This window comes from Pseudomonas sp. MYb13 (assembly GCF_002980075.1).
GTDB lineage: Bacteria > Pseudomonadota > Gammaproteobacteria > Pseudomonadales > Pseudomonadaceae > Aquipseudomonas > Aquipseudomonas lurida.
On the sequence record NZ_PCQI01000008.1, the window covers coordinates 90,940 to 113,812 of the forward strand.

At 61.1% G+C, this 22,873-nt stretch carries 26 protein-coding genes; 12 read left to right on the forward strand and 14 right to left on the reverse strand.

The features are described 5' to 3' along the window. The first annotated feature begins 199 nt into the window (after window positions 1-199). Window positions 200-568: an ATP-dependent Clp protease adapter ClpS gene (gene clpS / locus CQ002_RS16270; RefSeq protein ID WP_005789091.1), complete on the forward strand. Its 369-nt coding sequence runs from the start codon at window positions 200-202 to the stop codon at window positions 566-568. Window positions 569-597: 29 nt separating this feature from the next. Next, on the forward strand, window positions 598-2,868 hold the full coding sequence (gene clpA / locus CQ002_RS16275) for an ATP-dependent Clp protease ATP-binding subunit ClpA (protein WP_034106831.1): 2,271 nt from the start codon (window positions 598-600) through the stop codon (window positions 2,866-2,868). A 139-nt stretch (window positions 2,869-3,007) separates the two neighbouring features. Here the strand turns inward: clpA and infA are convergent, their stop codons facing one another. The 3 genes from infA to aat all read right to left on the reverse strand — a co-directional run bounded on the left by infA (window position 3,008) and on the right by aat (window position 4,770). Beyond that, a complete protein-coding gene (gene infA / locus CQ002_RS16280; protein ID WP_002553999.1) occupies window positions 3,008-3,226 on the reverse strand; it encodes a translation initiation factor IF-1 in 219 nt (72 codons plus the stop codon). 100 nt (window positions 3,227-3,326) lie between these two features. Then, window positions 3,327-4,034, reverse strand: coding sequence for an arginyltransferase (locus CQ002_RS16285; protein WP_034106829.1), 708 nt, complete (start codon window positions 4,032-4,034; stop codon window positions 3,327-3,329). A 55-nt stretch (window positions 4,035-4,089) separates the two neighbouring features. Continuing rightward, window positions 4,090-4,770 carry a leucyl/phenylalanyl-tRNA--protein transferase gene (gene aat / locus CQ002_RS16290; protein WP_069077606.1) on the reverse strand — a complete coding sequence of 227 codons (681 nt, stop codon included), beginning with the start codon at window positions 4,768-4,770 and terminating at the stop codon, window positions 4,090-4,092. A 498-nt stretch (window positions 4,771-5,268) separates the two neighbouring features. Between aat and CQ002_RS16295 the strand changes: the two genes are divergently transcribed. Genes CQ002_RS16295 through cysG form a run of 6 tightly spaced genes read left to right on the forward strand, consistent with a single transcriptional unit; the run spans window position 5,269 to window position 12,767 of the window. Continuing rightward, a complete protein-coding gene (locus tag CQ002_RS16295) occupies window positions 5,269-7,677 on the forward strand; it encodes a DNA translocase FtsK (protein ID WP_069077607.1) in 2,409 nt (802 codons plus the stop codon). Window positions 7,678-7,731: 54 nt separating this feature from the next. After that, entirely contained in the window at window positions 7,732-8,355 is a 624-nt protein-coding gene (gene lolA / locus CQ002_RS16300; protein WP_016975527.1) for an outer membrane lipoprotein chaperone LolA, read from the forward strand. A gap of 23 nt (window positions 8,356-8,378) precedes the next feature. Next, window positions 8,379-9,701 (forward strand): replication-associated recombination protein A, encoded by a 1,323-nt coding sequence (locus tag CQ002_RS16305; protein WP_069077608.1) that lies wholly within the window; start codon window positions 8,379-8,381, stop codon window positions 9,699-9,701. Continuing rightward, on the forward strand, window positions 9,701-10,075 hold the full coding sequence (crcB, locus tag CQ002_RS16310; RefSeq protein WP_003232122.1) for a fluoride efflux transporter CrcB: 375 nt from the start codon (window positions 9,701-9,703) through the stop codon (window positions 10,073-10,075). Before CQ002_RS16305 ends, crcB begins: the two co-directional genes overlap by 1 nt. A gap of 16 nt (window positions 10,076-10,091) precedes the next feature. Further along, window positions 10,092-11,372, forward strand: coding sequence for a serine--tRNA ligase (gene serS / locus CQ002_RS16315; protein WP_034106817.1), 1,281 nt, complete (start codon window positions 10,092-10,094; stop codon window positions 11,370-11,372). Further along, window positions 11,373-12,767 carry a siroheme synthase CysG gene (gene cysG, locus CQ002_RS16320; protein WP_105162493.1) on the forward strand — a complete coding sequence of 465 codons (1,395 nt, stop codon included), beginning with the start codon at window positions 11,373-11,375 and terminating at the stop codon, window positions 12,765-12,767. It abuts the gene before it with no gap. Window positions 12,768-12,872: 105 nt separating this feature from the next. Here the strand turns inward: cysG and CQ002_RS16330 are convergent, their stop codons facing one another. The 6 genes from CQ002_RS16330 to tusD form a co-directional block, all read right to left on the reverse strand. Beyond that, entirely contained in the window at window positions 12,873-13,868 is a 996-nt protein-coding gene (locus CQ002_RS16330; protein WP_105162492.1) for a glutathione S-transferase family protein, read from the reverse strand. An 88-nt stretch (window positions 13,869-13,956) separates the two neighbouring features. Next, complete coding sequence (locus CQ002_RS16335; protein WP_371919460.1) at window positions 13,957-14,940, reverse strand: glycosyl transferase family protein; 984 nt, start codon at window positions 14,938-14,940, stop codon at window positions 13,957-13,959. A gap of 14 nt (window positions 14,941-14,954) precedes the next feature. After that, a complete protein-coding gene (locus tag CQ002_RS16340) occupies window positions 14,955-15,290 on the reverse strand; it encodes a TusE/DsrC/DsvC family sulfur relay protein (protein ID WP_034106809.1) in 336 nt (111 codons plus the stop codon). After that, entirely contained in the window at window positions 15,287-15,565 is a 279-nt protein-coding gene (tusB, locus tag CQ002_RS16345) for a sulfurtransferase complex subunit TusB (protein ID WP_034106807.1), read from the reverse strand. Before tusB ends, CQ002_RS16340 begins: the two co-directional genes overlap by 4 nt. After that, window positions 15,565-15,915 carry a sulfurtransferase complex subunit TusC gene (gene tusC, locus CQ002_RS16350; protein WP_034106805.1) on the reverse strand — a complete coding sequence of 117 codons (351 nt, stop codon included), beginning with the start codon at window positions 15,913-15,915 and terminating at the stop codon, window positions 15,565-15,567. Before tusC ends, tusB begins: the two co-directional genes overlap by 1 nt. Before the next feature lies 1 nt (window position 15,916). Next, window positions 15,917-16,309 carry a sulfurtransferase complex subunit TusD gene (gene tusD, locus CQ002_RS16355; protein WP_034106802.1) on the reverse strand — a complete coding sequence of 131 codons (393 nt, stop codon included), beginning with the start codon at window positions 16,307-16,309 and terminating at the stop codon, window positions 15,917-15,919. Window positions 16,310-16,466: 157 nt separating this feature from the next. Between tusD and CQ002_RS16360 the strand changes: the two genes are divergently transcribed. Then, the gene (locus CQ002_RS16360) at window positions 16,467-17,648 is read left to right on the forward strand and encodes a CaiB/BaiF CoA-transferase family protein (RefSeq protein ID WP_034106800.1); all 1,182 of its coding nucleotides are present in this window, start codon (window positions 16,467-16,469) and stop codon (window positions 17,646-17,648) included. Window positions 17,649-17,707: 59 nt separating this feature from the next. Here the strand turns inward: CQ002_RS16360 and CQ002_RS16365 are convergent, their stop codons facing one another. Both CQ002_RS16365 and CQ002_RS16370 read right to left on the reverse strand, forming a co-directional pair. Continuing rightward, on the reverse strand, window positions 17,708-18,202 hold the full coding sequence (locus CQ002_RS16365; RefSeq protein WP_034106983.1) for a SprT family zinc-dependent metalloprotease: 495 nt from the start codon (window positions 18,200-18,202) through the stop codon (window positions 17,708-17,710). A 128-nt stretch (window positions 18,203-18,330) separates the two neighbouring features. Beyond that, complete coding sequence (locus tag CQ002_RS16370) at window positions 18,331-18,933, reverse strand: Yip1 family protein (RefSeq protein WP_105162491.1); 603 nt, start codon at window positions 18,931-18,933, stop codon at window positions 18,331-18,333. Window positions 18,934-19,236: 303 nt separating this feature from the next. Here CQ002_RS16370 and ttcA point away from each other — a divergent pair, with 303 nt between their 5' ends. Then, window positions 19,237-20,061 carry a tRNA 2-thiocytidine(32) synthetase TtcA gene (ttcA, locus tag CQ002_RS16375; RefSeq protein ID WP_014718888.1) on the forward strand — a complete coding sequence of 275 codons (825 nt, stop codon included), beginning with the start codon at window positions 19,237-19,239 and terminating at the stop codon, window positions 20,059-20,061. A 67-nt stretch (window positions 20,062-20,128) separates the two neighbouring features. Further along, window positions 20,129-20,800, forward strand: a complete 672-nt coding sequence (locus tag CQ002_RS16380) for a DNA-3-methyladenine glycosylase I (protein WP_034106798.1) — start codon at window positions 20,129-20,131, stop codon at window positions 20,798-20,800. Between the two features lie 100 nt (window positions 20,801-20,900). Here the strand turns inward: CQ002_RS16380 and CQ002_RS16385 are convergent, their stop codons facing one another. From CQ002_RS16385 to arsC, 3 genes are read right to left on the reverse strand one after another with little or no spacing between them, the layout of a single operon-like run. Continuing rightward, a complete protein-coding gene (locus tag CQ002_RS16385) occupies window positions 20,901-21,311 on the reverse strand; it encodes a DUF2069 domain-containing protein (RefSeq protein WP_069077612.1) in 411 nt (136 codons plus the stop codon). Continuing rightward, window positions 21,295-21,909 carry an NAD(P)H:quinone oxidoreductase gene (gene wrbA / locus CQ002_RS16390; protein WP_034106795.1) on the reverse strand — a complete coding sequence of 205 codons (615 nt, stop codon included), beginning with the start codon at window positions 21,907-21,909 and terminating at the stop codon, window positions 21,295-21,297. The genes CQ002_RS16385 and wrbA overlap by 17 nt, the downstream gene beginning before the upstream one ends. Further along, window positions 21,906-22,259 (reverse strand): arsenate reductase (glutaredoxin), encoded by a 354-nt coding sequence (gene arsC / locus CQ002_RS16395; RefSeq protein WP_034106794.1) that lies wholly within the window; start codon window positions 22,257-22,259, stop codon window positions 21,906-21,908. The genes wrbA and arsC overlap by 4 nt, the downstream gene beginning before the upstream one ends. Window positions 22,260-22,374: 115 nt before the next feature. Between arsC and CQ002_RS16400 the strand changes: the two genes are divergently transcribed. Beyond that, a complete protein-coding gene (locus CQ002_RS16400; RefSeq protein WP_034106792.1) occupies window positions 22,375-22,836 on the forward strand; it encodes a TlpA disulfide reductase family protein in 462 nt (153 codons plus the stop codon). The last annotated feature ends 37 nt before the right edge of the window (window positions 22,837-22,873 follow it).

Consider the following 22,873-nt stretch of genomic DNA (forward strand, 5'->3'; position numbering starts at 1 on the left):
ATCACTGGAGTATCATCCAGTTTATCCGTCCTAACCCGAATAAATAAGGTTGACTGCGCGGACCTTTTTTACCCACTGTGGGTTCTATTGGTTGTAACACCGTTTCGCCGATAGTCAAGGCGACCGGCCGGTCAGCAGTTGAAATTCTGACAGGTCGCCCCCACCACTGTATTTGAACCACTGACGAACCTTTCTTTCCATGCATGCAAACAGCCAGATTCGACTAACATTCAATCAGGATCGACCGGATCAGGAACATGATGACGACGGTTCTGCAGGCATTGCTGTTCAGGAGGCCAAGCCTGCTCTACAGGCGCCGCCGATGTACAAGGTGGTTTTGTTCAATGATGACTACACACCGATGGATTTCGTGGTCGAAGTGCTCGAGGTGTTTTTTAACCTGAACCGCGAGTTGGCGACCAAGGTAATGCTGGCCGTTCACACAGAAGGACGGGCAGTATGTGGAGTGTTTACCCGCGACATCGCCGAGACAAAGGCCATGCAGGTCAACCAGTACGCCAGGGAAAGCCAGCATCCGCTACTCTGTGAAATCGAGAAGGACGGTTAACGCCGACCACTTGGGTATGAGGTGAAGCTATGTTAAACCGCGAGCTCGAAGTCACCCTCAATCTTGCCTTCAAGGAGGCCCGTTCGAAGCGTCATGAATTCATGACCGTCGAGCACCTGCTGCTGGCACTTTTGGATAACGAAGCTGCCGCCACCGTTCTGCGTGCGTGCGGCGCCAACCTCGACAAACTCAAGCACGACCTGCAGGAGTTTATCGACTCCACCACGCCACTGATCCCCGTACACGACGAGGACCGTGAGACCCAGCCAACCCTGGGCTTCCAGCGGGTATTGCAGCGTGCTGTTTTCCACGTTCAGAGCTCCGGTAAGCGTGAAGTCACAGGCGCCAATGTGCTGGTGGCGATTTTCAGCGAACAGGAAAGCCAGGCAGTGTTCCTGCTGAAACAGCAGAGCGTTGCCCGTATCGATGTCGTCAACTACATCGCCCACGGTATCTCCAAGGTGCCTGGGCACGGCGATCATTCCGAGGGTGAGCAGGATATGCAGGACGATGAGGGCGGTGAGTCTTCCTCTTCGGGCAATCCACTGGATGCCTATGCCAGCAACCTCAACGAACTGGCGCGCCAGGGGCGGATCGATCCGCTGGTGGGTCGTGAGCTCGAGGTTGAGCGCGTCGCGCAGATCCTGGCGCGTCGGCGCAAGAACAACCCGTTGCTGGTGGGTGAGGCTGGCGTGGGTAAAACCGCGATTGCCGAAGGCCTGGCCAAGCGCATCGTGGACAACCAGGTGCCGGACCTGCTGGCGAACAGTGTCGTCTACTCCCTTGACCTGGGCGCGCTACTCGCCGGGACCAAGTACCGTGGCGATTTCGAGAAGCGCTTCAAGGCGTTGCTCGGTGAGCTGAAAAAACGTCCACAGGCGATCCTGTTCATCGATGAAATCCACACCATCATTGGTGCGGGCGCTGCATCCGGTGGGGTGATGGATGCCTCCAACCTCCTCAAGCCGCTGCTGTCGTCGGGTGATATCCGCTGCATCGGTTCGACCACGTTCCAGGAATTCCGCGGCATCTTCGAGAAAGACCGTGCCTTGGCGCGTCGCTTCCAGAAGGTCGACGTGTCCGAGCCTTCGGTTGAAGACACTATCGGCATCCTGCGCGGGCTCAAGGGGCGCTTCGAAGCGCACCACGGCATCGAGTACACCGATGAAGCGCTGCGCTCGGCGGCTGAGCTGGCGTCGCGCTATATCAATGACCGGCATATGCCCGACAAGGCCATCGACGTGATCGACGAGGCGGGTGCCTACCAGCGCCTGCAGCCGGTCGAGAAGCGTGTCAAACGCATCGACGTGCCTCAGGTCGAGGACATCGTGGCGAAGATCGCGCGGATTCCGCCTAAGCACGTCAACAGTTCTGACAAGGAGCTGCTGCGTAACCTGGAGCGTGACCTCAAGCTCACCGTGTTCGGCCAGGATGCAGCCATCGACGCGCTCTCAACGGCGATCAAGCTGTCGCGTGCGGGCCTCAAGTCGCCTGACAAGCCGGTGGGCTCGTTCCTGTTTGCTGGCCCGACCGGCGTCGGCAAGACCGAAGCGGCACGGCAGTTGGCCAAGGCCATGGGTATTGAGCTGGTGCGGTTCGACATGTCCGAGTACATGGAGCGCCACACTGTCTCGCGCCTGATCGGTGCGCCTCCGGGCTATGTCGGCTTCGACCAGGGTGGTCTGTTGACCGAAGCGATCACCAAGCAGCCGCATTGCGTATTGCTGCTCGATGAAATCGAGAAGGCCCACCCCGAAGTCTTCAACTTGCTGCTGCAAGTGATGGACCACGGGACCCTGACCGACAACAACGGCCGCAAGGCGGACTTCCGCAACGTGATCGTGATCATGACCACCAACGCCGGCGCTGAAACGGCCGCGCGGGCTTCGATCGGCTTCACGCATCAGGATCACTCCTCCGATGCGATGGAAGTGATCAAGAAGAGCTTCACGCCGGAGTTCCGCAACCGCCTGGACACCATTATCCAGTTTGGTCGCCTCAGCCATGAGGTTATCAAGAGCGTGGTGGACAAGTTCCTCACCGAGCTCCAGGCGCAGCTGGAAGACAAGCGCGTGCAGCTGGATGTGACGGATGCGGCGCGCAACTGGCTGGCGGAGGGTGGTTATGATGCATCAATGGGCGCTCGCCCAATGGCGCGTCTGATCCAGGACAAGATCAAGCGGCCATTGGCCGAAGAGATCCTGTTTGGCGAACTCTCCGACCATGGTGGCGTGGTGCATATCGACCTGAAGGACGGCGAGCTGACCTTCGAGTTCGAGACCACGGCTGAAATGGCCTGATAGCGGTCGCGACACAACAAAAAGGCGCCCTAAGGCGCCTTTTTGCTGCCTGCGTGTCAGCTATGGGATCAAGTGGCGATAGTTAAATAGCGCACACACAAAAACGCCCGGCATAACCGGGCGTCCTGTATTGACTTGCTTAACGAGCGCGGTAAGTGATGCGCCCTTTGCTCAAGTCATAGGGCGTCAGCTCGACGCGCACTTTGTCACCGGTAAGAATACGAATGTAGTTCTTGCGCATCTTGCCGGAGATATGCGCGGTTACGACGTGCCCATTTTCCAACTCCACACGAAACATGGTGTTGGGCAGGGTGTCGACGACAGTGCCTTCCATTTCGAAGCTGTCTTCTTTCGACATGCAGTAAAGCCCTCGGTATCCAGTGAATGGCCCGGTGCAACTGCGCCAGGCAAAAGCGGCGTGCATTGTGCCCGAAAAAGGGTGTTCAAGCCAAGGGGTTCTAGTTAAGCGTGACCCATCTTTGATTAATCAGCAGTTCTATGGGCCGATATTGGGTCTTGTAGTTCATCTTTTTGCAGTTCTTGATCCAGTATCCGAGGTACACCGCCTCCAGTTCCTGGCGCAGTGCTTCACCGATCTGCCAGAGGATCGCGAAGCGTCCCAGGCTGCGACGTTCTTCGGCAGGTTCATAGAAGGTGTAGACCGCTGACAGGCCATTGGGCAACAGATCGGTCACGGCAACCGCCACCAGTCGGCCGTCTGCACGAAACTCGTAGAAGCGCGAGAAGGGCAGGTCACGTACCAGGAACGTGGAAAACTGGTCGCGACTGGGCGGGAACATATCGCCATCAGCGTGCCGTTCCTCGATATAGCGCTGGTAAAGGTCAAAGTACTCTTCGGTGAAACGTGGCTTGGTCGCCGTCACCGTCAGGTCGGCGTTGCGCTTGAGGATGCGTTTCTGGTTACGGTCCGGCAGGAACTGGGCCACGGGGATGCGCGCCGGTACACAGGCATTGCAATTCTGGCAGTGCGGCCGGTAGAGATGATCGCCACTGCGCCGAAAGCCCATCTCCGACAGGTCGGCATACACATGCACGTCCATAGGCTGGCTGGGGTCGAGGAACAGTGTGGTGGCCTGCTCGTCGGGCAGATAGCTGCAAGAGTGGGGTTGAGTGGCATAAAACTTCAAGCGCGCCAACTCGGTCATGATCAACCCTCGGATAAGCTTTGAAATAAGTGTAAGCCAGGAGTGCGAAAGTCGCCTAGGAAACCCACGGTCCAGAGCTGGGTTGGTCCAGATGATCGCGCAGGAAACCTGCGAAGTCGCTGCGGGATATGGCGCGGGCGCCCAGGCTGTGCAGGTGATCGTTGGGCATCTGGCAGTCGATCAGCACAAAACCCCAAGCCTGCAGTTGACGGGTCAGCGTGGCGAAGCCGAATTTCGAGGCGTTGTCGGCGCGGCTGAACATGGACTCGCCAAAAAATAGCTGGCCCATCGCCAGGCCATACAGGCCGCCGACCAGTTCACCGTTGTCCCAGACCTCCACCGAGTGGGCATAACCGCGCTGGTGCAACTCCAGGTAGGCGCTCTGGATGCTCTCGGTGATCCACGTACCCTCCGCATAGGCGCGCGGTGCGGCACAGGCCTGGATGACTGCGGCGAAGTCCTGGTCGAAGGTCACGGTGTAGCGCTGCTGGCGCAACAGTTTGCCCAGGCTGCGCGAGACGTGCAGCTCGTCGGGGAATATCACGGTGCGTGGGTCGGGCGACCACCAGAGGATCGGTTGGCCTTCCGAGAACCACGGGAAGCAGCCGTGGCGGTAGGCCTTGATCAGTCGCTCGGCGGACAAGTCGCCGCCGGCAGCGAGCAGGCCATTGGGTTCGCGCATGGCTTTGGCCAGCGGTGGGAACGTCAGGGTGTCGCGTTGTAACCAGGTCAGCATGGCATCCAGGCTTGCGGAAGGGGAGGGGAGTGGGCAGGTACGGCGCGTGCCCCGAAGAGGTGATTATTGTCGACACAGCGCTCTGGGGCCAGCCCGAATCGGCTATTGGCGTGCATTAGCGTGAGCGGGTGTTTCTGCAACTCCCTGCGCAAGCCGTGGTCGTAATCGGGTCTGGCCCGTGCAGGCCTTTTGCCAAGCTTGCCTGGATTAGTAAAAACAGCCCATAAGCCTTTGTCAGCAAAGACAATGCATGCTCAAATTGAACATCTTGTGACACGCAATTGGCTATGCTGCTTGAAGATCGCCAAGTGGCGTGGCATCAGGGGCACAAACCCGTACAATGCGGCGATTGTGGCGTTATCGCCATTTCATCCAGCAATCGCCCAGTGTTAAAAGTAGATTCAACGACGCTCGTTCATTTTTTCAGCTGCTCGGATTGGGCAGTATTTGCAGTCATTCAACAGATGGACGCGCTAAAGGCGCAGGAATAGACCCGTTTTGAAGAAATCCGCCGCAACACCTAAAGCAGCCGTGGTGCCAGCCTGGCGCCAGCACCTGCATTATCGCCTCAAGGAAGGCGCGCTGATCGCTATCGGCGCCCTGTGCCTGTTCCTGATGATGGCCTTGCTGACCTATGGCAAGGACGATCCGGGCTGGAGCCACAACAGCAAGATCGAAGACGTGCAGAACTTCGGTGGGCCTGCCGGTTCCTACAGCGCCGATATCCTGTTCATGGTGCTGGGTTACTTCGCCTATATCTTCCCGCTGCTGCTGGCGATCAAGACCTGGCAGATCTTCCGCCAGCGTCACGAGCCATGGCAGTGGAGCGGTTGGCTGTTCTCCTGGCGCCTGATCGGGCTGGTGTTCCTGGTGCTGTCCGGCGCGGCCCTGGCCCATATCCACTTCCATGCACCCACTGGCCTGCCGGCGGGCGCGGGCGGTGCGCTGGGCGAAAGCCTCGGCGACCTGGCGCGCAAGTCCCTGAACATCCAGGGCAGCACCCTGATGTTCATTGCGCTGTTCCTGTTCGGCCTTACTGTGTTCACCGACCTGTCGTGGTTCAAGGTGATGGACGTGACCGGCAAGATCACCCTCGACCTGCTGGAACTGTTCCAGGGTGCCGCGAACCGCTGGTGGGCGGCGCGCGTCGACCGCAAGCGCATGGTGGCCCAATTGCGTGAGGTGGACACCCGCGTCAATGAAGTCGTGGCCCCGAGCACGCCGGACCGGCGCGAGCAGGCCAAGGTCAAGGAGCGCTTGATCGAGCGCGAGCAGGCCCTGAGCAAACACATGTCGGACCGCGAGAAGCAGGTGCCGCCCGTGATTGCCCCAGCGCCGCCGAAGCCGGCGGAACCGAGCCATCGTGTGCAGAAAGAGAAACAGGCACCGCTGTTCGTCGACAGCGCGGTCGAGGGCACCTTGCCGCCGATCTCGATCCTCGATCCGGCCGAAAAGAAACAACTCAACTATTCACCGGAATCCCTGGCGGCCGTCGGCCACTTGCTGGAAATCAAGCTCAAGGAGTTCGGCGTCGAAGTGTCGGTGGACTCCATCCACCCCGGCCCGGTGATCACCCGTTACGAAATCCAGCCGGCTGCCGGCGTGAAGGTCAGCCGTATCGCCAACCTGGCGAAAGACCTGGCCCGTTCCCTGGCCGTGACCAGTGTGCGCGTGGTGGAAGTCATCCCTGGCAAGACCACCGTGGGTATCGAGATTCCCAACGAAGACCGACAGATTGTGCGCTTCTCCGAAGTGCTGTCGACCCCCGAGTACGACAACTTCAAATCGCCGGTTACCCTGGCCCTGGGCCACGATATCGGTGGCAAGCCGGTCATCACTGACCTGGCGAAGATGCCTCACCTGCTGGTGGCCGGTACCACCGGCTCCGGTAAGTCGGTGGGTGTGAACGCGATGATCCTGTCGATCCTGTTCAAGTCCGGCCCGGAAGACGCCAAGCTGATCATGATCGACCCGAAGATGCTGGAGTTGTCGATCTACGAAGGCATCCCGCACCTGCTGTGTCCGGTGGTTACTGACATGAAGGACGCCGCCAACGCCCTACGCTGGAGCGTTGCCGAGATGGAACGCCGCTACAAGCTGATGGCGAAGATGGGCGTGCGTAACCTCTCTGGCTTCAACGCCAAGGTCAAGGAAGCCCAGGAGGCCGGGACGCCGCTCACCGACCCGCTGTACAAGCGCGAAAGCATCCACGACGAAGCGCCACTGCTGAGCAAGCTGCCGACCATCGTGGTGGTGGTCGACGAATTCGCCGACATGATGATGATCGTCGGCAAGAAGGTTGAAGAGCTGATTGCACGTATCGCCCAGAAGGCCCGTGCGGCCGGTATTCACTTGATCCTCGCGACCCAGCGGCCGTCGGTTGACGTGATCACGGGCCTGATCAAGGCCAACATCCCGACCCGTATGGCGTTCCAGGTGTCGAGCAAGATCGACTCGCGGACCATCATCGACCAAGGCGGCGCCGAACAACTGCTCGGTCACGGTGACATGCTCTACATGCCGCCGGGCACCAGCCTGCCGATCCGGGTGCATGGCGCCTTTGTTTCCGACGATGAAGTCCACCGCGTGGTAGAGGCCTGGAAACTGCGTGGCGCACCGGAATACAACGACGATATCCTCGCCGGTGTGGAAGAGGCCGGCAGTGGCTTCGACGGCGGCAGCAGCGGTGGTGACGATGACGCCGAGACCGACGCGCTGTATGACGAAGCCGTGGCCTTCGTACTGGAAAGCCGTCGCGCCTCGATCTCTGCTGTGCAGCGCAAGCTGAAAATCGGCTACAACCGCGCCGCCCGCATGATCGAAGCCATGGAAATGGCCGGCGTCGTTACCGCAATGAACACCAACGGCTCGCGCGAAGTCATTGCCCCCGGGCAGATGCGCGACTGATCCCGCGCCGCGTGGCAGCACGCGGCACGCCCTGACTACTCAATGAGGACTCCCATGCGTCTAATCCGCATGCTGTTGTTGCCGGCACTGGCCCTGACCGCTGTTTCGGCCCACGCTGACCCGGCCTCCGTCGCCAGCCTGAAAAACCTGCTGGACAAATCCCAGACCCTGACCGCGCGCTTTTCCCAGCTGACCCTGGATGCCGGCGGCACCCAACTGCAGGAAACTGCAGGCGAAATGGCCGTGCAGCGCCCTGGCTTGTTCTACTGGCACACCGAGGGCAAGGCTGAGCAGACCATCGTTTCCGATGGCCAGAAGGTCACCCTGTGGGACCCGGACCTGGAGCAGGCGACCATCAAGAAGCTTGACCCGCGCCTGAACCAGACTCCGGCGCTGCTGTTGTCGGGTGATGTGTCGAAAATCAACGACAGCTTCGATATCACGTCCAAGCAGACCAGCAACGTGATCGAGTTCACCCTCAAGCCGAAATCCAAGGACACGCTGTTTGACACACTGTCCCTGTCGTTTGGCAACGGCGTGATCAACAACATGCGCCTGGTCGACAGCGTCGGCCAACGCACCGATATCCTGTTCTCCGGGGTCAAGGCTAACCAGCCGGTTCCCGCGTCCAAGTTCAAGTTCGACATCCCCAAGGGTGCCGACGTGATCCAGGAATAATCTAGAGGTTTCAAACGCTGCCCATGGATCTGTTTCGAAGTGACCCGATTGCCCAGCCACTGGCCGCGCGCTTGCGTTCGACCAACCTGGACGAGTACGTCGGTCAGGAACACCTGCTCGCTCGCGGCAAGCCTTTGCGTGAAGCGCTGGAGCAGGGTGCGCTGCACTCGATGATCTTCTGGGGGCCGCCTGGGGTGGGCAAGACCACCCTGGCGCGGCTCTTGGCGAAGGTCTCGGATGCGCACTTCGAAACGGTCTCGGCGGTGCTGGCCGGGGTCAAGGAGATCCGTCAGGCAGTGGAGGTCGCCAAGCAACAGGCCGGGCAATACGGTAAGCGCACCATCCTGTTCGTCGACGAAGTGCATCGCTTCAACAAGTCGCAGCAGGATGCGTTCCTGCCCTATGTCGAGGACGGCACGCTGATCTTTATCGGTGCCACCACCGAAAACCCTTCGTTTGAATTGAACAACGCCTTGCTGTCGCGAGCACGGGTCTATGTGCTCAAAAGCCTGGACGAGGCTGCCATGCAGAAGCTGCTGCACCGCGCCTTGAACGAAGACAAGGGGTTGGGCAAGCGGCAACTCAGCGTGAGCGAAGAGGGTTTCAAGATCCTGCTGACCGCCGCCGACGGCGACGGCCGCCGCTTCCTCAACCTGCTGGAGAACGCCTCCGACCTGGCTGAAGACGGCGGTGAGATTGGCGTCGACCTGCTGCAAAGCCTGCTCGGCGATACACGCCGGCGCTTTGACAAGGGCGGCGAGGCCTTCTACGACCAGATCTCGGCGCTGCACAAATCTGTGCGCGGCTCCAACCCGGACGGCGCGCTCTACTGGTTCGCACGCATGATCGACGGCGGTTGCGACCCGCTTTATCTCGCGCGCCGGGTGGTGCGCATGGCCAGCGAAGACATCGGCAACGCCGACCCCCGGGCACTGAGCCTGTGCCTTGCGGCCTGGGACGTGCAGGAGCGACTCGGCAGCCCGGAAGGCGAGTTGGCTGTGGCCCAGGCCATCACTTACCTGGCGTGTGCGCCTAAGAGCAATGCGGTGTACATGGGCTTCAAGTCCGCACTGCGCGCCGCCGCCGAATATGGCTCCCTCGAAGTGCCGATGCACTTGCGCAACGCGCCAACCAAGTTGATGAAGCAGCTGGGTTACGGTGATGAATACCGTTATGCCCACGATGAGCCGGATGCCTATGCGGCCGGTGAGGACTATTTTCCCGATGAGCTTGAGCCGCTGCCGCTCTACCAGCCGGTGCCCCGTGGACTGGAGCTGAAGATCGGCGAAAAGCTCAATCACCTCGCGCAACTCGATCGACTCAGCCCCAGACAGCGGAGAAAGTAGTGCTCAAGACGATTCTTGCCGTGTCCGCAGCCGGCATCGCTGGTACATTATTGCGTTTCGCCACCGGTACTTGGGTGAGCGCTAACTGGCCGAAGCACTTTTATGCAGCGACCCTGGCGGTCAATCTGGTGGGTTGCCTGATCATCGGGCTGTTGTACGGTTGGTTCCTGTTGCGCCCGGAAGTACCGATTGAAATACGTGCTGGCTTGATTGTCGGCTTTGTAGGCGGTCTGACGACCTTTTCATCCTTCTCACTGGATACGCTGCGCCTGCTGGAAAGCGGGCAGGCCCTGGTAGCCTTCGGGTACCTGGGCATCAGCGTGTTCGGCGGGCTGCTCGCCACCTGGGCTGGCCTGTCCTTGACCAAACTTTGATAAACGAGAGACCGACATGCTCGATTCCAAACTGTTACGTAGCAACCTTCAGGACGTAGCGGACCGCCTGGCATCCCGTGGCTTTGCCTTGGATGTTGCGCGCATCGAAGCGCTGGAAGAACAGCGCAAGACCGTCCAGACCCGCACCGAAGCACTGCAGGCTGAGCGGAATGCGCGTTCCAAATCCATCGGTCAGGCCAAGCAGCGCGGTGAAGACATCGCGCCGTTGATGGCGGATGTCGAGCGCATGGGCACCGAGCTGTCCGACGGCAAGGTCGAGCTGGAAAAGATCCAGTCCGAGCTGGATTCGATCCTGCTGGGCATCCCCAACATCCCGCACGAATCCGTGCCGATTGGCGAAGACGAAGACGGCAACGTCGAAGTCCGCCGCTGGGGCACGCCGAAGGCGTTTGATTTCGAGATCAAGGACCACGTCGCCCTGGGCGAGTTGACCGGTGGCCTGGATTTCGAGACCGCCGCCAAAATGTCGGGTGCGCGCTTTGCCTTGCTGCGCGGCCCGATCGCGCGCATGCACCGTGCCCTGGCGCAGTTCATGATCAACCTGCACACCGGCGAGCACGGTTACGAAGAAGCCTACACCCCTTACCTGGTGCAGGCACCGGCACTGATGGGCACCAGCCAGTTGCCGAAGTTCGAAGAAGACCTGTTCAAGATCAGCCGCGACGGCGAAGCCGACCTGTACCTGATCCCGACTGCCGAAGTGTCGCTGACCAACATCGTGGCCGGCGAGATCCTCGATGCCAAGCAACTGCCGATCAAGTTCGTGGCGCACAGCCCGTGCTTTCGCAGCGAAGCCGGCGCGTCGGGTCGCGATACCCGCGGCATGATCCGCCAGCACCAGTTCGACAAGGTCGAGATGGTGCAGGTGGTCGAGCCGTCGACCTCCATGGAAGCCCTCGAAGGCCTGACCGCCAACGCCGAACGCGTGCTGCAACTGCTGGAACTGCCGTACCGCGTGCTGGCACTGTGCACTGGCGACATGGGGTTCAGCGCCGTCAAGACCTACGACCTTGAAGTGTGGGTGCCGAGCCAGGACAAATACCGCGAGATCTCCTCGTGCTCCAACTGTGGTGATTTCCAGGCCCGTCGCATGCAGGCGCGTTTCCGCAACCCGGAAACCGGCAAGCCGGAACTGGTCCATACCCTCAACGGTTCGGGCCTGGCTGTAGGTCGCACCCTGGTGGCCGTGCTGGAAAACTACCAGCAGGCTGACGGTTCGATCCGCGTACCTGAAGTGCTCAAGCCGTACATGGCGGGCGTCGAGGTCATCCGCTAAATGGAATTTCTGCCGCTGTTTCATAACCTGCGCGGCAGTCGTGTGTTGGTCGTCGGTGGCGGGGAGATTGCCTTGCGCAAATCCCGCCTGCTGGCCGATGCCGGTGCGTTGCTGCGGGTGGTTGCTCCCCAGATCGAAGACCAGTTGCGTGAACTGGTGCTGGGCAGTGGCGGGGAACTGGTGTTGCGCGGTTACCAGGAGGCCGACCTCGATGGTTGCACCCTGATTATCGCGGCAACCGACGACGAGCCGCTGAACGCGCAAGTGTCCAGCGACGCCAAGCGCCGTTGCGTACCGGTCAATGTGGTGGATGCGCCGGCCTTGTGCAGTGTGATCTTCCCGGCGATTGTCGATCGTTCACCGTTGGTGATCGCCGTCTCCAGCGGCGGTGATGCACCCGTGCTGGCGCGCTTGATCCGCGCCAAGCTGGAAACCTGGATTCCGTCCACTTACGGTCAACTGGCCGGCCTGGCCGCGCGTTTTCGTGCCCAGGTCAAAGGCTTGTACCCGAACGTGCAACAGCGTCGTGCGTTCTGGGAAGAGGTTTTCCAGGGGCCGATTGCCGACCGCCAGTTGGCCGGGCAGGGCGATGAAGCCGAGCGGCTGTTGATCGAGAAGGTCAATGGCGCGCCCCCTAACGCACCGGGCGAAGTTTACCTGGTGGGCGCAGGTCCGGGTGATCCTGACCTGGTGACCTTCCGCGCCCTGCGCCTGATGCAGCAAGCCGACGTGGTGCTGTACGACCGCCTGGTCGCGCCGGCGATTCTCGAACTGTGCCGCCGCGATGCCGAGCGTGTCTACGTCGGCAAGCGACGCGCCGACCACGCGGTGCCTCAGGAGCAGATCAACCAGCAATTGGTGGACCTGGCCAAGCAGGGCAAGCGCGTGCTGCGGCTCAAGGGTGGCGATCCGTTCATTTTTGGCCGCGGTGGCGAAGAGATCGAGGAACTGGCGGCCCATGGCATCCCATTCCAGGTGGTACCGGGGATCACGGCGGCCAGCGGTTGCGCGGCCTATGCCGGGATTCCGCTGACCCACCGCGACTATGCGCAGTCTGTACGCTTCATCACTGGGCACTTAAAGAACGGGACTTCGGACCTGCCCTGGAGTGATCTCGTGGCGCCTTCGCAAACCCTGGTCTTCTACATGGGCTTGATTGGCTTGCCGATCATCTGCGAGCAACTGATCAAGCATGGGCGGGCGGCGGATACCCCGGCGGCGTTGATCCAGCAAGGCACCACGTCCAACCAGCGGGTGTTTACCGGCACGCTGGCGGATTTGCCACGCATGGTGGCGGAGCATGAAGTGCATGCGCCGACACTGGTGATCGTCGGTGAGGTGGTGGTGTTGCGAGAGAAGCTGAAGTGGTTTGAAGGCGCGCAATCCCAGGTGTAAGCCTTGGGAGCATCTCGGGCAAGCCCGCTCCCACATGGGAATACAATCCCCTGTGGGAGCGGGCTTGCCCGCGATGAGGCGCTAAAAGCCAGTCAATGCTTTGGATCAGTCCCACACGCCCTTGGCAATCAACCGCTGCCGATCATGCTGGCCATCAAACCGTTGCGAGGGGCCTTTCGGCACAATGCCCGTCGGGTTGATCGTGCGGTGACTGGCATAGTAGTGCCCCTTGATGTGGGCAAAATCCACCGTCTCGGCCACGCCCGGCCACTGATACATTTCCCTCAACCAATTCGACAGGTTCGGATAGTCCGCGATCCTGCGCAGGTTGCATTTGAAGTGACTGTAATACACCGCATCAAAGCGAATCAGTGTGGTGAACAACCGTACATCCGCTTCGGTGAGGAACTCGCCCGCCAGGTAGCGATGGTCGCTCAAGTGCTGTTCCAGGTAGTCCAGCTCGGCAAACACATCATCAAACGCACGTTCATACGCCTGCTGTGAGGTGGCGAAGCCTGCGCGATACACGCCGTTGTTCACGGCCGGGTAGATCCGATCGTTCAGCGCATCGATGGTCACGCGCAGTGGCTCGGGGTAGAAGTCCAGCGTGTTGCTGGTCAGTTCATTGAAGGCGCTGTTGAACATGCGGATGATTTCCGCCGATTCATTGCTGACGATGCGCTGCAGCTTTTTGTCCCACAGCACCGGTACGGTGACGCGCCCGGTGTAATCGGCAGTGTCGGCGGTGTATCGCTGGTGCATGAAGGCAAAGTCGTCGAGCTGGTCGCCGGTAGAACCGTGGGACTTGTCGAAGGTCCAGCCGTTTTCCAGCATCAGCCAACTGACCACGGACACCTCAATCAAACTTTCCAGGCCCTTGAGCTTGCGCAGGATCAGCGTGCGATGGGCCCACGGGCAGGCGAGGGACACATAGAGGTGGTAGCGACCGGCCTCGGCCTTGAAGCCGCCTTGGCCACTTGGGCCAGGCGAGCCGTCAGCGGTTACCCAATTGCGGCGTTGCGCCTGTTCGCGCTGGAACGCGCCATCTGCGCTACTTTCGTACCACTGGTCTTTCCAGTGTCCTTCGATCAGCAAACCCATGACTGGCTCCTTGGCTAATAAGCGTTGGAGCCCAGTCTAAAGGGATGAGTTCGAACTAAAAGCGCAAAGACCGGGCGTGAATGATCGATTAAATCGATTTGTCTCGTGCGGTCCAGTATTGCTGGGCCAATTCAAAGGCCTGTTCCCGTGGGTGGCCCAGGCCGCGCAACGCCAGGGCCATGGTGGCGATCAGCGCCAGTTGCGGGTAGCTGTCTTCGACATCGCCGCGCCACACCGCCTTCAGGTGTTCGGGGTCGAGTGCGGCCGGCTTGACGTGGCGCTGGGCGGAGAGGGCGGGCCATTCTTCGTCCCAGCTTTCGCCAGCGGTGGTGCCGTACAGATGGCTGAGGGTGTCGGGGTTGATCTCGACCTCGCCACCGTCACCCTTTACCACGATCACATTGTCGCCGAGCAGGCCGCTGGCGTCGCGGTGCACGCCCTGGTAACCCGGATGGAAAATGCTTTGCAGGCCAAGACGTGCATTCAGTGGGTTGAGCAGGCGCGCCAGGGAGTGGATCGGCGAGCGCAGTCCCAGCGTGTTGCGCAGGTCGATCATGCGCTGCAGTTGCGGCGCCCAATCACCCAATGGGATAAACGCGAGGTCGCCTTGTTCATACGCGGCCTCGACTTGCTGCCAGTTACGGCACAGCGGAATCTGCAAACCTTCCAGCAATTGCTCGGTGTACAGCCGACCTGCCGTGTGCGCGCCACCGCCGTGCATCAGGATGCGCACGCCGTTCTGCGCCAGGCACTTGGCCGCCAGCAGGTACCAGGGCAGGTGACGCTTCTTGCCGGCGTAGGTTGGCCAGTCGATGTCCACGTTCAGCGCCGGGCCATCCAGGCGCTCGCGCACCGCTTCGGTGAAACCGGCGAGTTCTTCCGGGCTTTCTTCCTTGTGGCGCAACAGCATCAGGAAGGCGCCGAGTTGGGTGTCCTCGACTTTTTCGTCGAGCAGCATGCCCATGGCTTCGCGGGCCTCTTCGCGGGTGAGGTTGCGCGCACCGCGCTTGCCTTTGCCCAGGATGCGCACGAACTGCGCAAACGGATGCTCGGCGGGGGTTTCAAGGGTCAGCGGGGCAAAGTCGGTCATAAGCAGTTCGTTGGCCTGGGCAGGCCCGCCAGCTTGGCGGCGAGTTTGGCGGGAGTGCCGTTGAACAATTTGTTGAGGTGCAGGCTGTTGCCCTTTTCCGGACCCAGCTTCAAGGCGGTGTACTTGATCAATGGGCGTGTAGCGGGGGACAGCTGGAATTCGGCATAGAACTGGCGCAGCAGGGTGAGGATTTCCCAGTGGTCCGCGGTCAACGCCAGGGGCTCGGCGGCGGCCAGGGCGTTGGCCACCTCATCGGACCATTCATTGAGGTCTACGAGGTAGCCGTCTTTGTCCAGTTCCAGGGTGCGTGCGCCTACGGTCAGGGTGTTCATAGCCAGCTGTTGACCTTGTCGTAGTCAATCGACAATTGCACAAAACCTGGGTAATCGACGCTGTCGGCCCAGTCTGGAAGCGGCAAGTTGCGCGCCTGCATGTCTTCGGCCAGCACAAAGACCTTCACGCCCTTGGTGTGCAGGGCCGGGTTGTGCAGCCCGTAGGCGCCATCGCCACAGAGCAGGATGGCATCTTCGGCGCCGCAGATACGCAGGCAGCTGTCGAGGCGGCTGTCGGTAAACGGGGAGTGGGATATCACATGGAGAGTCGACATCAGAGGGTAATCACTTGGTCGTAACGGTCAATCAGCGCGCAGATCGCGGCACTGTCCAGCGGCTGCGCACTCGCAGGCGTCGTGAGGCCGCGCTCGGCCAGGCTGTGGCGGCAGGCGAACACATCATCGATACCGAACAGGCCCAGCGCCTGCAGGTTGGCGCTCAGGTCCTTTTGCTGCACGGCCTTGGCGTCCTGGTGCGGCGCCAGCTGGAACACGCCGTCATCGAGGAACAGCAAGCCGATCGGCAGATCGAACGCGCCGCCGGCCAGCACGATGTCCAGCGCTTCGCGCGCGCTCGGGCCAGACCAAGGTGCCTGGCGGCTAATAACCAATAGGGACTTGGACATATCACGGCCCTCCAAAACAGATCAGGCGGTCGGCGGCCTGGGCGGCATCGTGCAATTGCCCCAGGCCCGACAGCTCCCACGGCGCCTCGAGGTTGACCGCGCTGCGTTGATAGCGCGTGGCTTCATCCTGGTTGAGCACACCCCGGCGCAACGCGGCGGCGATGCATACCACGCTATCGAGCTGGTGCGCGCTGACAAACTCACGCCATTGGCGGGCGATGTCCTGCTCATCCTGAGGCGCAACGATGGCATTGGAGGCGCTGTAGACGCCGTCCTGATAGAAAAACAGCCGCACAATCTCATGCCCGCCGGCCAGTGCCGCCTGGGCGAACAGCAGGGCACGGCGCGAGGAGGGCGCGTGGGCGGCGCAAAACAGTGCAATCGCGAACTTCATGGAACACTCTGCAAGCAAACGTGGGGCAATGATAAAGCCGCCGCCACGAAAAAGCCCGCCGTGATCAAAACAGTCACTGTCGGTGACCGTTCCGGCGATTGCCGGCAGGCGCAAGGCTGCCTAGTCTGTGGGCATCGAAAACGGAAACGGAGTGCTCATGTCAGGTCCCTTGGCGTCCCTCAAAGTGCTGGATTTCTCTACCTTGCTGCCTGGCCCTTTCGCCTCGTTGATGCTGGCGGACATGGGCGCCGAGGTATTGCGCATCGAATCGCCCACGCGCATGGACCTGTTGCGCGTACTGCCACCTCTCGACCAGGGCACGTCGGCCAGCCACGCCTACCTAAACCGCAACAAGCGCAGCCTGGCGCTGGACCTCAAGCAGGCCGAGGCGCTGGAGATCGTGCGGGCGCTGGTGAAGGAGTACGACATAGTGCTCGAACAGTTCCGGCCCGGGGTCATGGAGCGCCTGGGCCTGGGGTATGAGGCATTGAAGTCGATCAACCCCCGGCTGATTTATGTGTCGATCACCGGTTACGGCCAGACCGGGCCCTACAAGGATCGCGCCGGGCACGACATCAATTACCTGGCCCTAGCCGGGGTGGCCAGTTACACCGGGCGCCAGGGCAGCGGCCCGCTGCCCCTCGGCGTGCAGCTGGCGGACGTGGGCGGGGGCTCGCTGCATGCGGTGGTGGGGCTGCTCGCGGCGGTTGTCGCCCGGCAGCACAGCGGGGTTGGCCAATACCTGGACGTGAGCATGACCGATTGCTCGTTCAGCCTGAACGCCATGGCCGGCGCGGGGTACCTGGCATGCGGGGTAGAGCCGGAGTGGGAGAACCATGTGCTCAATGGTGGCAGTTTCTACGACTATTACCGCTCGCGGGACGGGCGCTGGCTGTCAGTCGGCAGCCTGGAGCCTGGGTTCATGCAGTCACTTTGCACAGCGTTGGGGCGCCCGGAACTGGCAGCGCAGGGCTTGTCGCCCAATCCGGACCAGCAAAAAGCCCTGAAGCAGGCGCTGCAAGTCGAATTTGAGAAGCGCAGCTTCGATGAGCTGTGTGCATTGTTCGCCGAGGTGGACGCCTGTGTGGAACCGGTATTGAGCCTCAGCGAAGCAGTCGAGCATCCGCAGTTGAAGGCGCGGGAACTGGTCAGCCAGGTGCCGAGGGGGGATGGTTCGACCCAGGCGCAACTGGCTTGCCCACTGAAGTTCTCCGACGGGTTGCCGGCGCCCAGGCACATCGGTGTGGCGGTGGGGGCACACACCGATGAGGTGTTGGTGGCGTTGGGGTTCAGCTCTCAGCACATCGCGGATTTGCGCAAGGCCAAGATAGTTGGGTAGGGGCTGGGCGGCCTTCTCGCAGGCAAGCCAGCGCCCACAGGTTGAACGCGCCGCGCCCCTTACTCCACGCGGGTTTCCCCGGTGAACACCAACGTCTGCCGACACCGCCGACACAAATAGCGCCGTCCCTGAGCCACCATGCCATGGCGCTGTGGCGAGAACGGAAAGTCGCTGTCGGCACATGGGCAGCGGTAGATGTAGCGGGTCACCTGGCGGCGCTTGACCTCATAGGTGTGGCAACGGTCTGGCGGCAGTTCGTAGACCCCGCGCATGATCAATTGCCATTCCTCGCCATGGGGCTGGATGCGTTCGCCAAACAATTGGTGGGCAATCAAATGCGCTACTTCATGGGCCACGGTCTGTTTCAGGAAGTGTTGGCTGTTTTCACGGTACAACTGTGGGTTAAAGCGCAGCAGGTTCTCGTGCAAATGCGCGACACCGGCCTTCTGGCCCCGCAGCTTGAGGCTGACCTGGGGGCGTTTGAAGCTTCGTTTGAAAAAGGATTCGGCTTGCAGGAAACAATCTTCGACGCGGGTATTGAGTTGCTCGGGCATGCTGTACATATCTCCAGAGACGTCCAGTATGCCGCAAAGCTGCGTGTTTCCGAATCTGTCAGGCGCCGAATGGTCATGCATAACGCACAAGGCCACCTTGCGGTGGCCTTGCCTACGGTTTTAAACGGTCAGTTAGTGTAGATCGGGCCAACGCCCAGGCCCCAGACGATTACGGTAAACGCCATGATCGCCACCAGTACCACCAGGCCCACGGCCAGTACCGAGCTGGAAAACAGGAAGCCCTCATCCGGGTCGATACTCATGAACGTGGGCAGCCCCACATACAGCAGGTAAACCGTGTAGCAGATTGCCGCCGTGCCCACGATCATGCCCAGCCACATATGTGGGTAGAGCGCGGCCAGCCCGCCGATGAACAGCGGTGTGGCGGTGTAGGTGGCAAACGCCACGCAGCGCGCCATGCTGGGGTTGGCATCGTAGGTGCGCGCCATCCAGTGAATGAACGCGCCCATCACCGCCACGCCGCCGAGCATGGCGGCGTAGGACATTAGGGTCATCCACAGTGCGCTTTCCTGGGTCAGCATCACCGGCGCGCGGTTGCCGATGACCCAGCCGACCTGGGTAGTACCGATAAAGGCGGATACGGCGGGGATCGCCGCGAGAATCAAGGTATGGGTGAGGTACATGTGGCCGATGCTTTCTTCTTTATCGCCACGAATTTCCCGCCATTCCTGGTCGGGATGGGTAAAAAGCCCCACGACGTGATGGATCATGCCATTCACTCCTGTCGTTATTGCCATCGCCCCCCATCGGAGCGCCCACGGGCCAAATGGCCTCAAAGGTCCTGGATAGCTGTGCGACCTCTAGTCGCAGTATAGGAAGGGATGACCTGAATAACTGTAGGGCCTTTAGAGCAAATTGCGCTGTAAACGTTGGCCCTAATCGCGGCAGGGTCTGTAAAGGGTGATGCGCTCGGGTGTGGGAGCGGGCGTGCTCGCCCCCACATTGGAACTCGGTCGCTCATGACGCTAAAATACCCGGCTTTTCGTCACACACCTCTAGCGGATCCAAGCGCCATGGGCACTCTTACGGTTAACCAGAACAAACTGCAAAAACGCCTGCGTCGCCTGGCCGGTGAAGCGGTCGCCGATTTCAACATGATCGAGGACGGCGACAAGGTCATGGTCTGCCTCTCTGGCGGTAAAGACAGCTACACCATGCTCGACGTGCTGCTGCACCTGCAAAAGGTCGCGCCGATCAAGTTCGAGATCGTGGCCGTCAACATGGACCAGAAACAACCGGGTTTCCCCGAGCACGTGCTGCCGGCCTACCTCAAAGAGCTGGGCGTCGAGTACCACATCGTCGAAAAAGACACTTATTCGGTGGTCAAGGAACTGATCCCGGAGGGCAAGACCACCTGCTCGCTGTGCTCGCGACTGCGCCGTGGCACGTTGTACACCTTTGCCGATGAGATCGGCGCGACCAAGATGGCCCTCGGTCATCACCGCGACGACATCGTCGAGACCTTCTTCCTCAATATGTTCTTCAACGGCTCGCTCAAGGCCATGCCGCCCAAGCTGCGTGCCGATGACGGGCGCAACGTGGTGATTCGCCCCTTGGCGTATTGCAACGAGAAGGACATCCAGGCCTACTCCGACTTCAAGCAGTTCCCGATCATCCCGTGCAACCTGTGCGGCTCCCAGGAAAACCTGCAGCGCCAGGTGGTCAAGGAGATGCTGGTGGACTGGGAGCGCAAGACCCCGGGCCGTACCGAAAGCATCTTCCGCAGCCTGCAAAACGTGATCCCCTCGCAGCTGGCTGACCGCAACCTGTTCGACTTCACCAGCCTCAAGATTGACGAGACCGCTGCCTCGCGCTTCGTCAATGTTGTGAACCTCTGAGCCCATTCATCGCTCTGACACACGGCGCTCGCGGGCGCCGTTTTCAATTCAACTGCCAGGAGAGGGCATGCGCGATTACAAGTGGCTGCACGAATATTGTCTGAACCGCTTCGGTTCGGCGGCCAAGCTGGAAGCCCATCTACCGGTTCCCAAGACCCCGGCGCAGTTGCGCAAGATCAGCGATGATCGCTACCTGTCGACCCTGGCGCTGCGCGTGTTTCGTGCGGGCTTGAAGCACAGTGTCGTGGACGCCAAGTGGCCGGCGTTCGAGCAGGTTTTTTTTGGCTTCGACCCGGAAAAGGTCGTGCTGATGGGGGCTGAGCACCTGGAGCGGCTGATGCAGGACACGCGGATCATCCGCCACCTGGGCAAGCTCAAGAGCGTGCCGCGCAATGCGCAGATGATCCTCGACATCGAGCAGGAAAAAGGCAGCTTCGGCGCGTTTGTCGCCGATTGGCCGGTGACCGATATCGTCGGGCTGTGGAAGTACCTGAGCAAGCACGGCCATCAACTCGGCGGGTTGTCCGCGCCGCGCTTCTTGCGCATGGTCGGCAAGGATACGTTTGTGCCGAGCGATGACGTGGTGGCCGCGCTGAACGCACAGAAGATCGTCGACAAGGCACCGACCAGCCTTCGCGACCTGGCGACGGTGCAGGGCGCGTTCAACCAATGGCATGCCGAGAGTGGCCGGCCGATGTGCCAGTTGTCGATGATGCTGGCGTATACGGTGAATCATTGAGACCGCGTTGATGGTTTCGCGGGCAAGCCCGCTCCCACAGGGGAATGCAGTCCAAATGTGGGAGCGGGCTTACCCGCGAGGACTAACAGGCGCCCACTCGCTAGCAGGCGGCAGCCAGCCGCCGATTCAGCTGATGCCGCCAACGCACATACAACAATGCCGTGCAAAACACCGCGAGGCTCGCGAGCATTTCCAGCACCCCGAACCACTGCCGGTTCGGGTCATACGCCGCCAGCGCGCCCTTGATGAAGTACAGGTTCACCACAAAGCACATCCACGAATGCCCGCGCGCGCTGCCTAGCAGCATGCCCGGCGCCAGCACCAGTAGTGGCACCAGTTCGATCAGCAGGATCACCCATGGCCGTGCGCCGTGCAGGTCGGCGACGAACAGGTAGTACACGCACAGCAACCCCACCAGGGCAAAAAACGCCAGCAAGCTCAGTGCACGTGCCACCTTGACCCGCGGCTCCAGCCACGCCTGGGGCGGCAGGACCTTAGGTTTTCTGGCCACGGCCGTTCTCCAGCAGCGTGGCGGTGTTGGCCAGGCGCAGGCCGAGGGCGCGACACAGGGCAGTTTCGTGTTGATCAAGTAGGCGCTTGCCGTCAGGCCCGGCATGGTGGCTGGGGCCATACGGCGTGCCGCCGCCCTGGGTATCGAGCAACGCCTGTTCGCTGTAGGGCAGGCCGGTGATGAGCATGCCGTGGTGCAGCAGCGGCAGCAGCATCGACATCAGCGTGGTCTCCTGGCCGCCGTGCAGGCTGGCGGTGGAGGTGAAGACGCCGGCCGGCTTGCCGACGAGGGCGCCGGTGAGCCACAGGTTGCTGGTGCCGTCGAGGAAGTACTTGAGCGGCGCGGCCATGTTGCCGAAGCGTGTCGGGCTGCCCAGGGCCAGGCCTGAGCAGTTTTTCAGGTCATCGAGGCTGGCGTACAGCGCGCCTTCCTCCGGAATGCTCGGCGCCACGGCTTCGCACTCGGTGGAGATCGCCGGCACGGTGCGCAACCGGGCTTCCATCCCGCCTTGCTCGATGCCTCGGGCAATCTGCCGAGCCATCTCGCTGACCGAGCCGTTACGGCTGTAGTACAACACCAGTACATACGGCGACGTCACGGCAGGATCTCCACTATGTTTTCCGGCGGACGGCCAATGATGGCTTTGTCTGCGGTTTCCAGGATCGGGCGCTCCATCAGCTTCGGGTGCGCAGCGATGGCAGCGATCAACTGGGCTTCGCTGAGGCTGGCATCGGCCAGGTTGAGCGCCTTGTATTCGTCTTCACCGCTGCGCAACAGTTGGCGGGCACTGATGCCCAGCTTGCCCAGCAACGCCTTCAATTGCGCGGCGTCGAGCGGGGTTTCCAGGTAGCGCACCACGGTAGGCGCAAGGCCGCGGGCTTCCAGCAGTTCCAGCGCACCGCGGGATTTCGAGCAGCGCGGGTTGTGATAAAGCGTCAGATCGGTCATGTGCGGGTCGCATCTTGCGTAAGGTGGCGGTTATTCTACCTGCGCAGCGACCTGTCCTTAAACCGTAAGAGGCGATAGGTCGCAGCCAACGTTCATTTTTGCGAAGGATTACCCCATGACAAGGCGACTGATCGGTGCAGTGGCGATCATCACAACCCTGCTGCTCAGCGGCTGCGGTAACGATTACGGCGTTGACCAATATGGCCAGAAAGTGGCGGCCGAACGCTTGGACAAGCAGTGGCTGGTGGTCAATTACTGGGCTGAATGGTGTGGCCCGTGCCGCACGGAAATTCCTGAGCTCAATGCCTTGGCCGAGCAGTTGAAGGCGCAGAACGTCGGCGTGTTCGGGGTCAATTTCGACAATGTGCAAGGTGAGGAACTGAAGGCCGCCAGTGAGAAGCTGGGGATCAAGTTCACCGTCTTGGCGCAGAACCCGGAAGAGATCTTCGATATTCCGCGCAGCGAAGCGTTGCCGGTGACCTACATCATCGATGACAAGGGCAAGGTGCGCGAACAGTTGCTGGGTGAGCAGACCGCCGAAGGCGTGTTGGCGAAGCTCAAGGCCCTGCGCGGCTAAAGCAACCGCTCAAAACAACAGTGGGAGCAAGCTTGCT

Bases quoted from the DNA above. Each gene is read 5' to 3' on its own strand.
- CQ002_RS16285 (WP_034106829.1), bottom strand. From the start codon at position 4,034: ATGACCGAGTTGGCGCGCTTGAAGTTTTATGCCACTCAACCCCACTCT.
- CQ002_RS16365 (WP_034106983.1), bottom strand. From the start codon at position 18,202: ATGCCCGAGCAACTCAATACCCGCGTCGAAGATTGTTTCCTGCAAGCC.
- tusD (WP_034106802.1), bottom strand. From the start codon at position 16,309: ATGAAGTTCGCGATTGCACTGTTTTGCGCCGCCCACGCGCCCTCCTCG.
- cysG (WP_105162493.1), top strand. From the start codon at position 11,373: ATGGAATTTCTGCCGCTGTTTCATAACCTGCGCGGCAGTCGTGTGTTG.
- infA (WP_002553999.1), bottom strand. From the start codon at position 3,226: ATGTCGAAAGAAGACAGCTTCGAAATGGAAGGCACTGTCGTCGACACC.
- clpS (WP_005789091.1), top strand. From the start codon at position 200: ATGCATGCAAACAGCCAGATTCGACTAACATTCAATCAGGATCGACCG.
- arsC (WP_034106794.1), bottom strand. From the start codon at position 22,259: ATGACCGATCTGACGCTTTATCACAACCCGCGCTGCTCGAAATCCCGC.
- CQ002_RS16360 (WP_034106800.1), top strand. From the start codon at position 16,467: ATGTCAGGTCCCTTGGCGTCCCTCAAAGTGCTGGATTTCTCTACCTTG.
- clpA (WP_034106831.1), top strand. From the start codon at position 598: ATGTTAAACCGCGAGCTCGAAGTCACCCTCAATCTTGCCTTCAAGGAG.
- lolA (WP_016975527.1), top strand. From the start codon at position 7,732: ATGCGTCTAATCCGCATGCTGTTGTTGCCGGCACTGGCCCTGACCGCT.
- CQ002_RS16380 (WP_034106798.1), top strand. From the start codon at position 20,129: ATGCGCGATTACAAGTGGCTGCACGAATATTGTCTGAACCGCTTCGGT.
- tusC (WP_034106805.1), bottom strand. From the start codon at position 15,915: ATGTCCAAGTCCCTATTGGTTATTAGCCGCCAGGCACCTTGGTCTGGC.
- CQ002_RS16370 (WP_105162491.1), bottom strand. From the start codon at position 18,933: ATGATCCATCACGTCGTGGGGCTTTTTACCCATCCCGACCAGGAATGG.
- CQ002_RS16340 (WP_034106809.1), bottom strand. From the start codon at position 15,290: ATGAACACCCTGACCGTAGGCGCACGCACCCTGGAACTGGACAAAGAC.
- serS (WP_034106817.1), top strand. From the start codon at position 10,092: ATGCTCGATTCCAAACTGTTACGTAGCAACCTTCAGGACGTAGCGGAC.
- CQ002_RS16305 (WP_069077608.1), top strand. From the start codon at position 8,379: ATGGATCTGTTTCGAAGTGACCCGATTGCCCAGCCACTGGCCGCGCGC.
- tusB (WP_034106807.1), bottom strand. From the start codon at position 15,565: ATGTCGACTCTCCATGTGATATCCCACTCCCCGTTTACCGACAGCCGC.
- CQ002_RS16330 (WP_105162492.1), bottom strand. From the start codon at position 13,868: ATGGGTTTGCTGATCGAAGGACACTGGAAAGACCAGTGGTACGAAAGT.
- aat (WP_069077606.1), bottom strand. From the start codon at position 4,770: ATGCTGACCTGGTTACAACGCGACACCCTGACGTTCCCACCGCTGGCC.
- CQ002_RS16400 (WP_034106792.1), top strand. From the start codon at position 22,375: ATGACAAGGCGACTGATCGGTGCAGTGGCGATCATCACAACCCTGCTG.
- ttcA (WP_014718888.1), top strand. From the start codon at position 19,237: ATGGGCACTCTTACGGTTAACCAGAACAAACTGCAAAAACGCCTGCGT.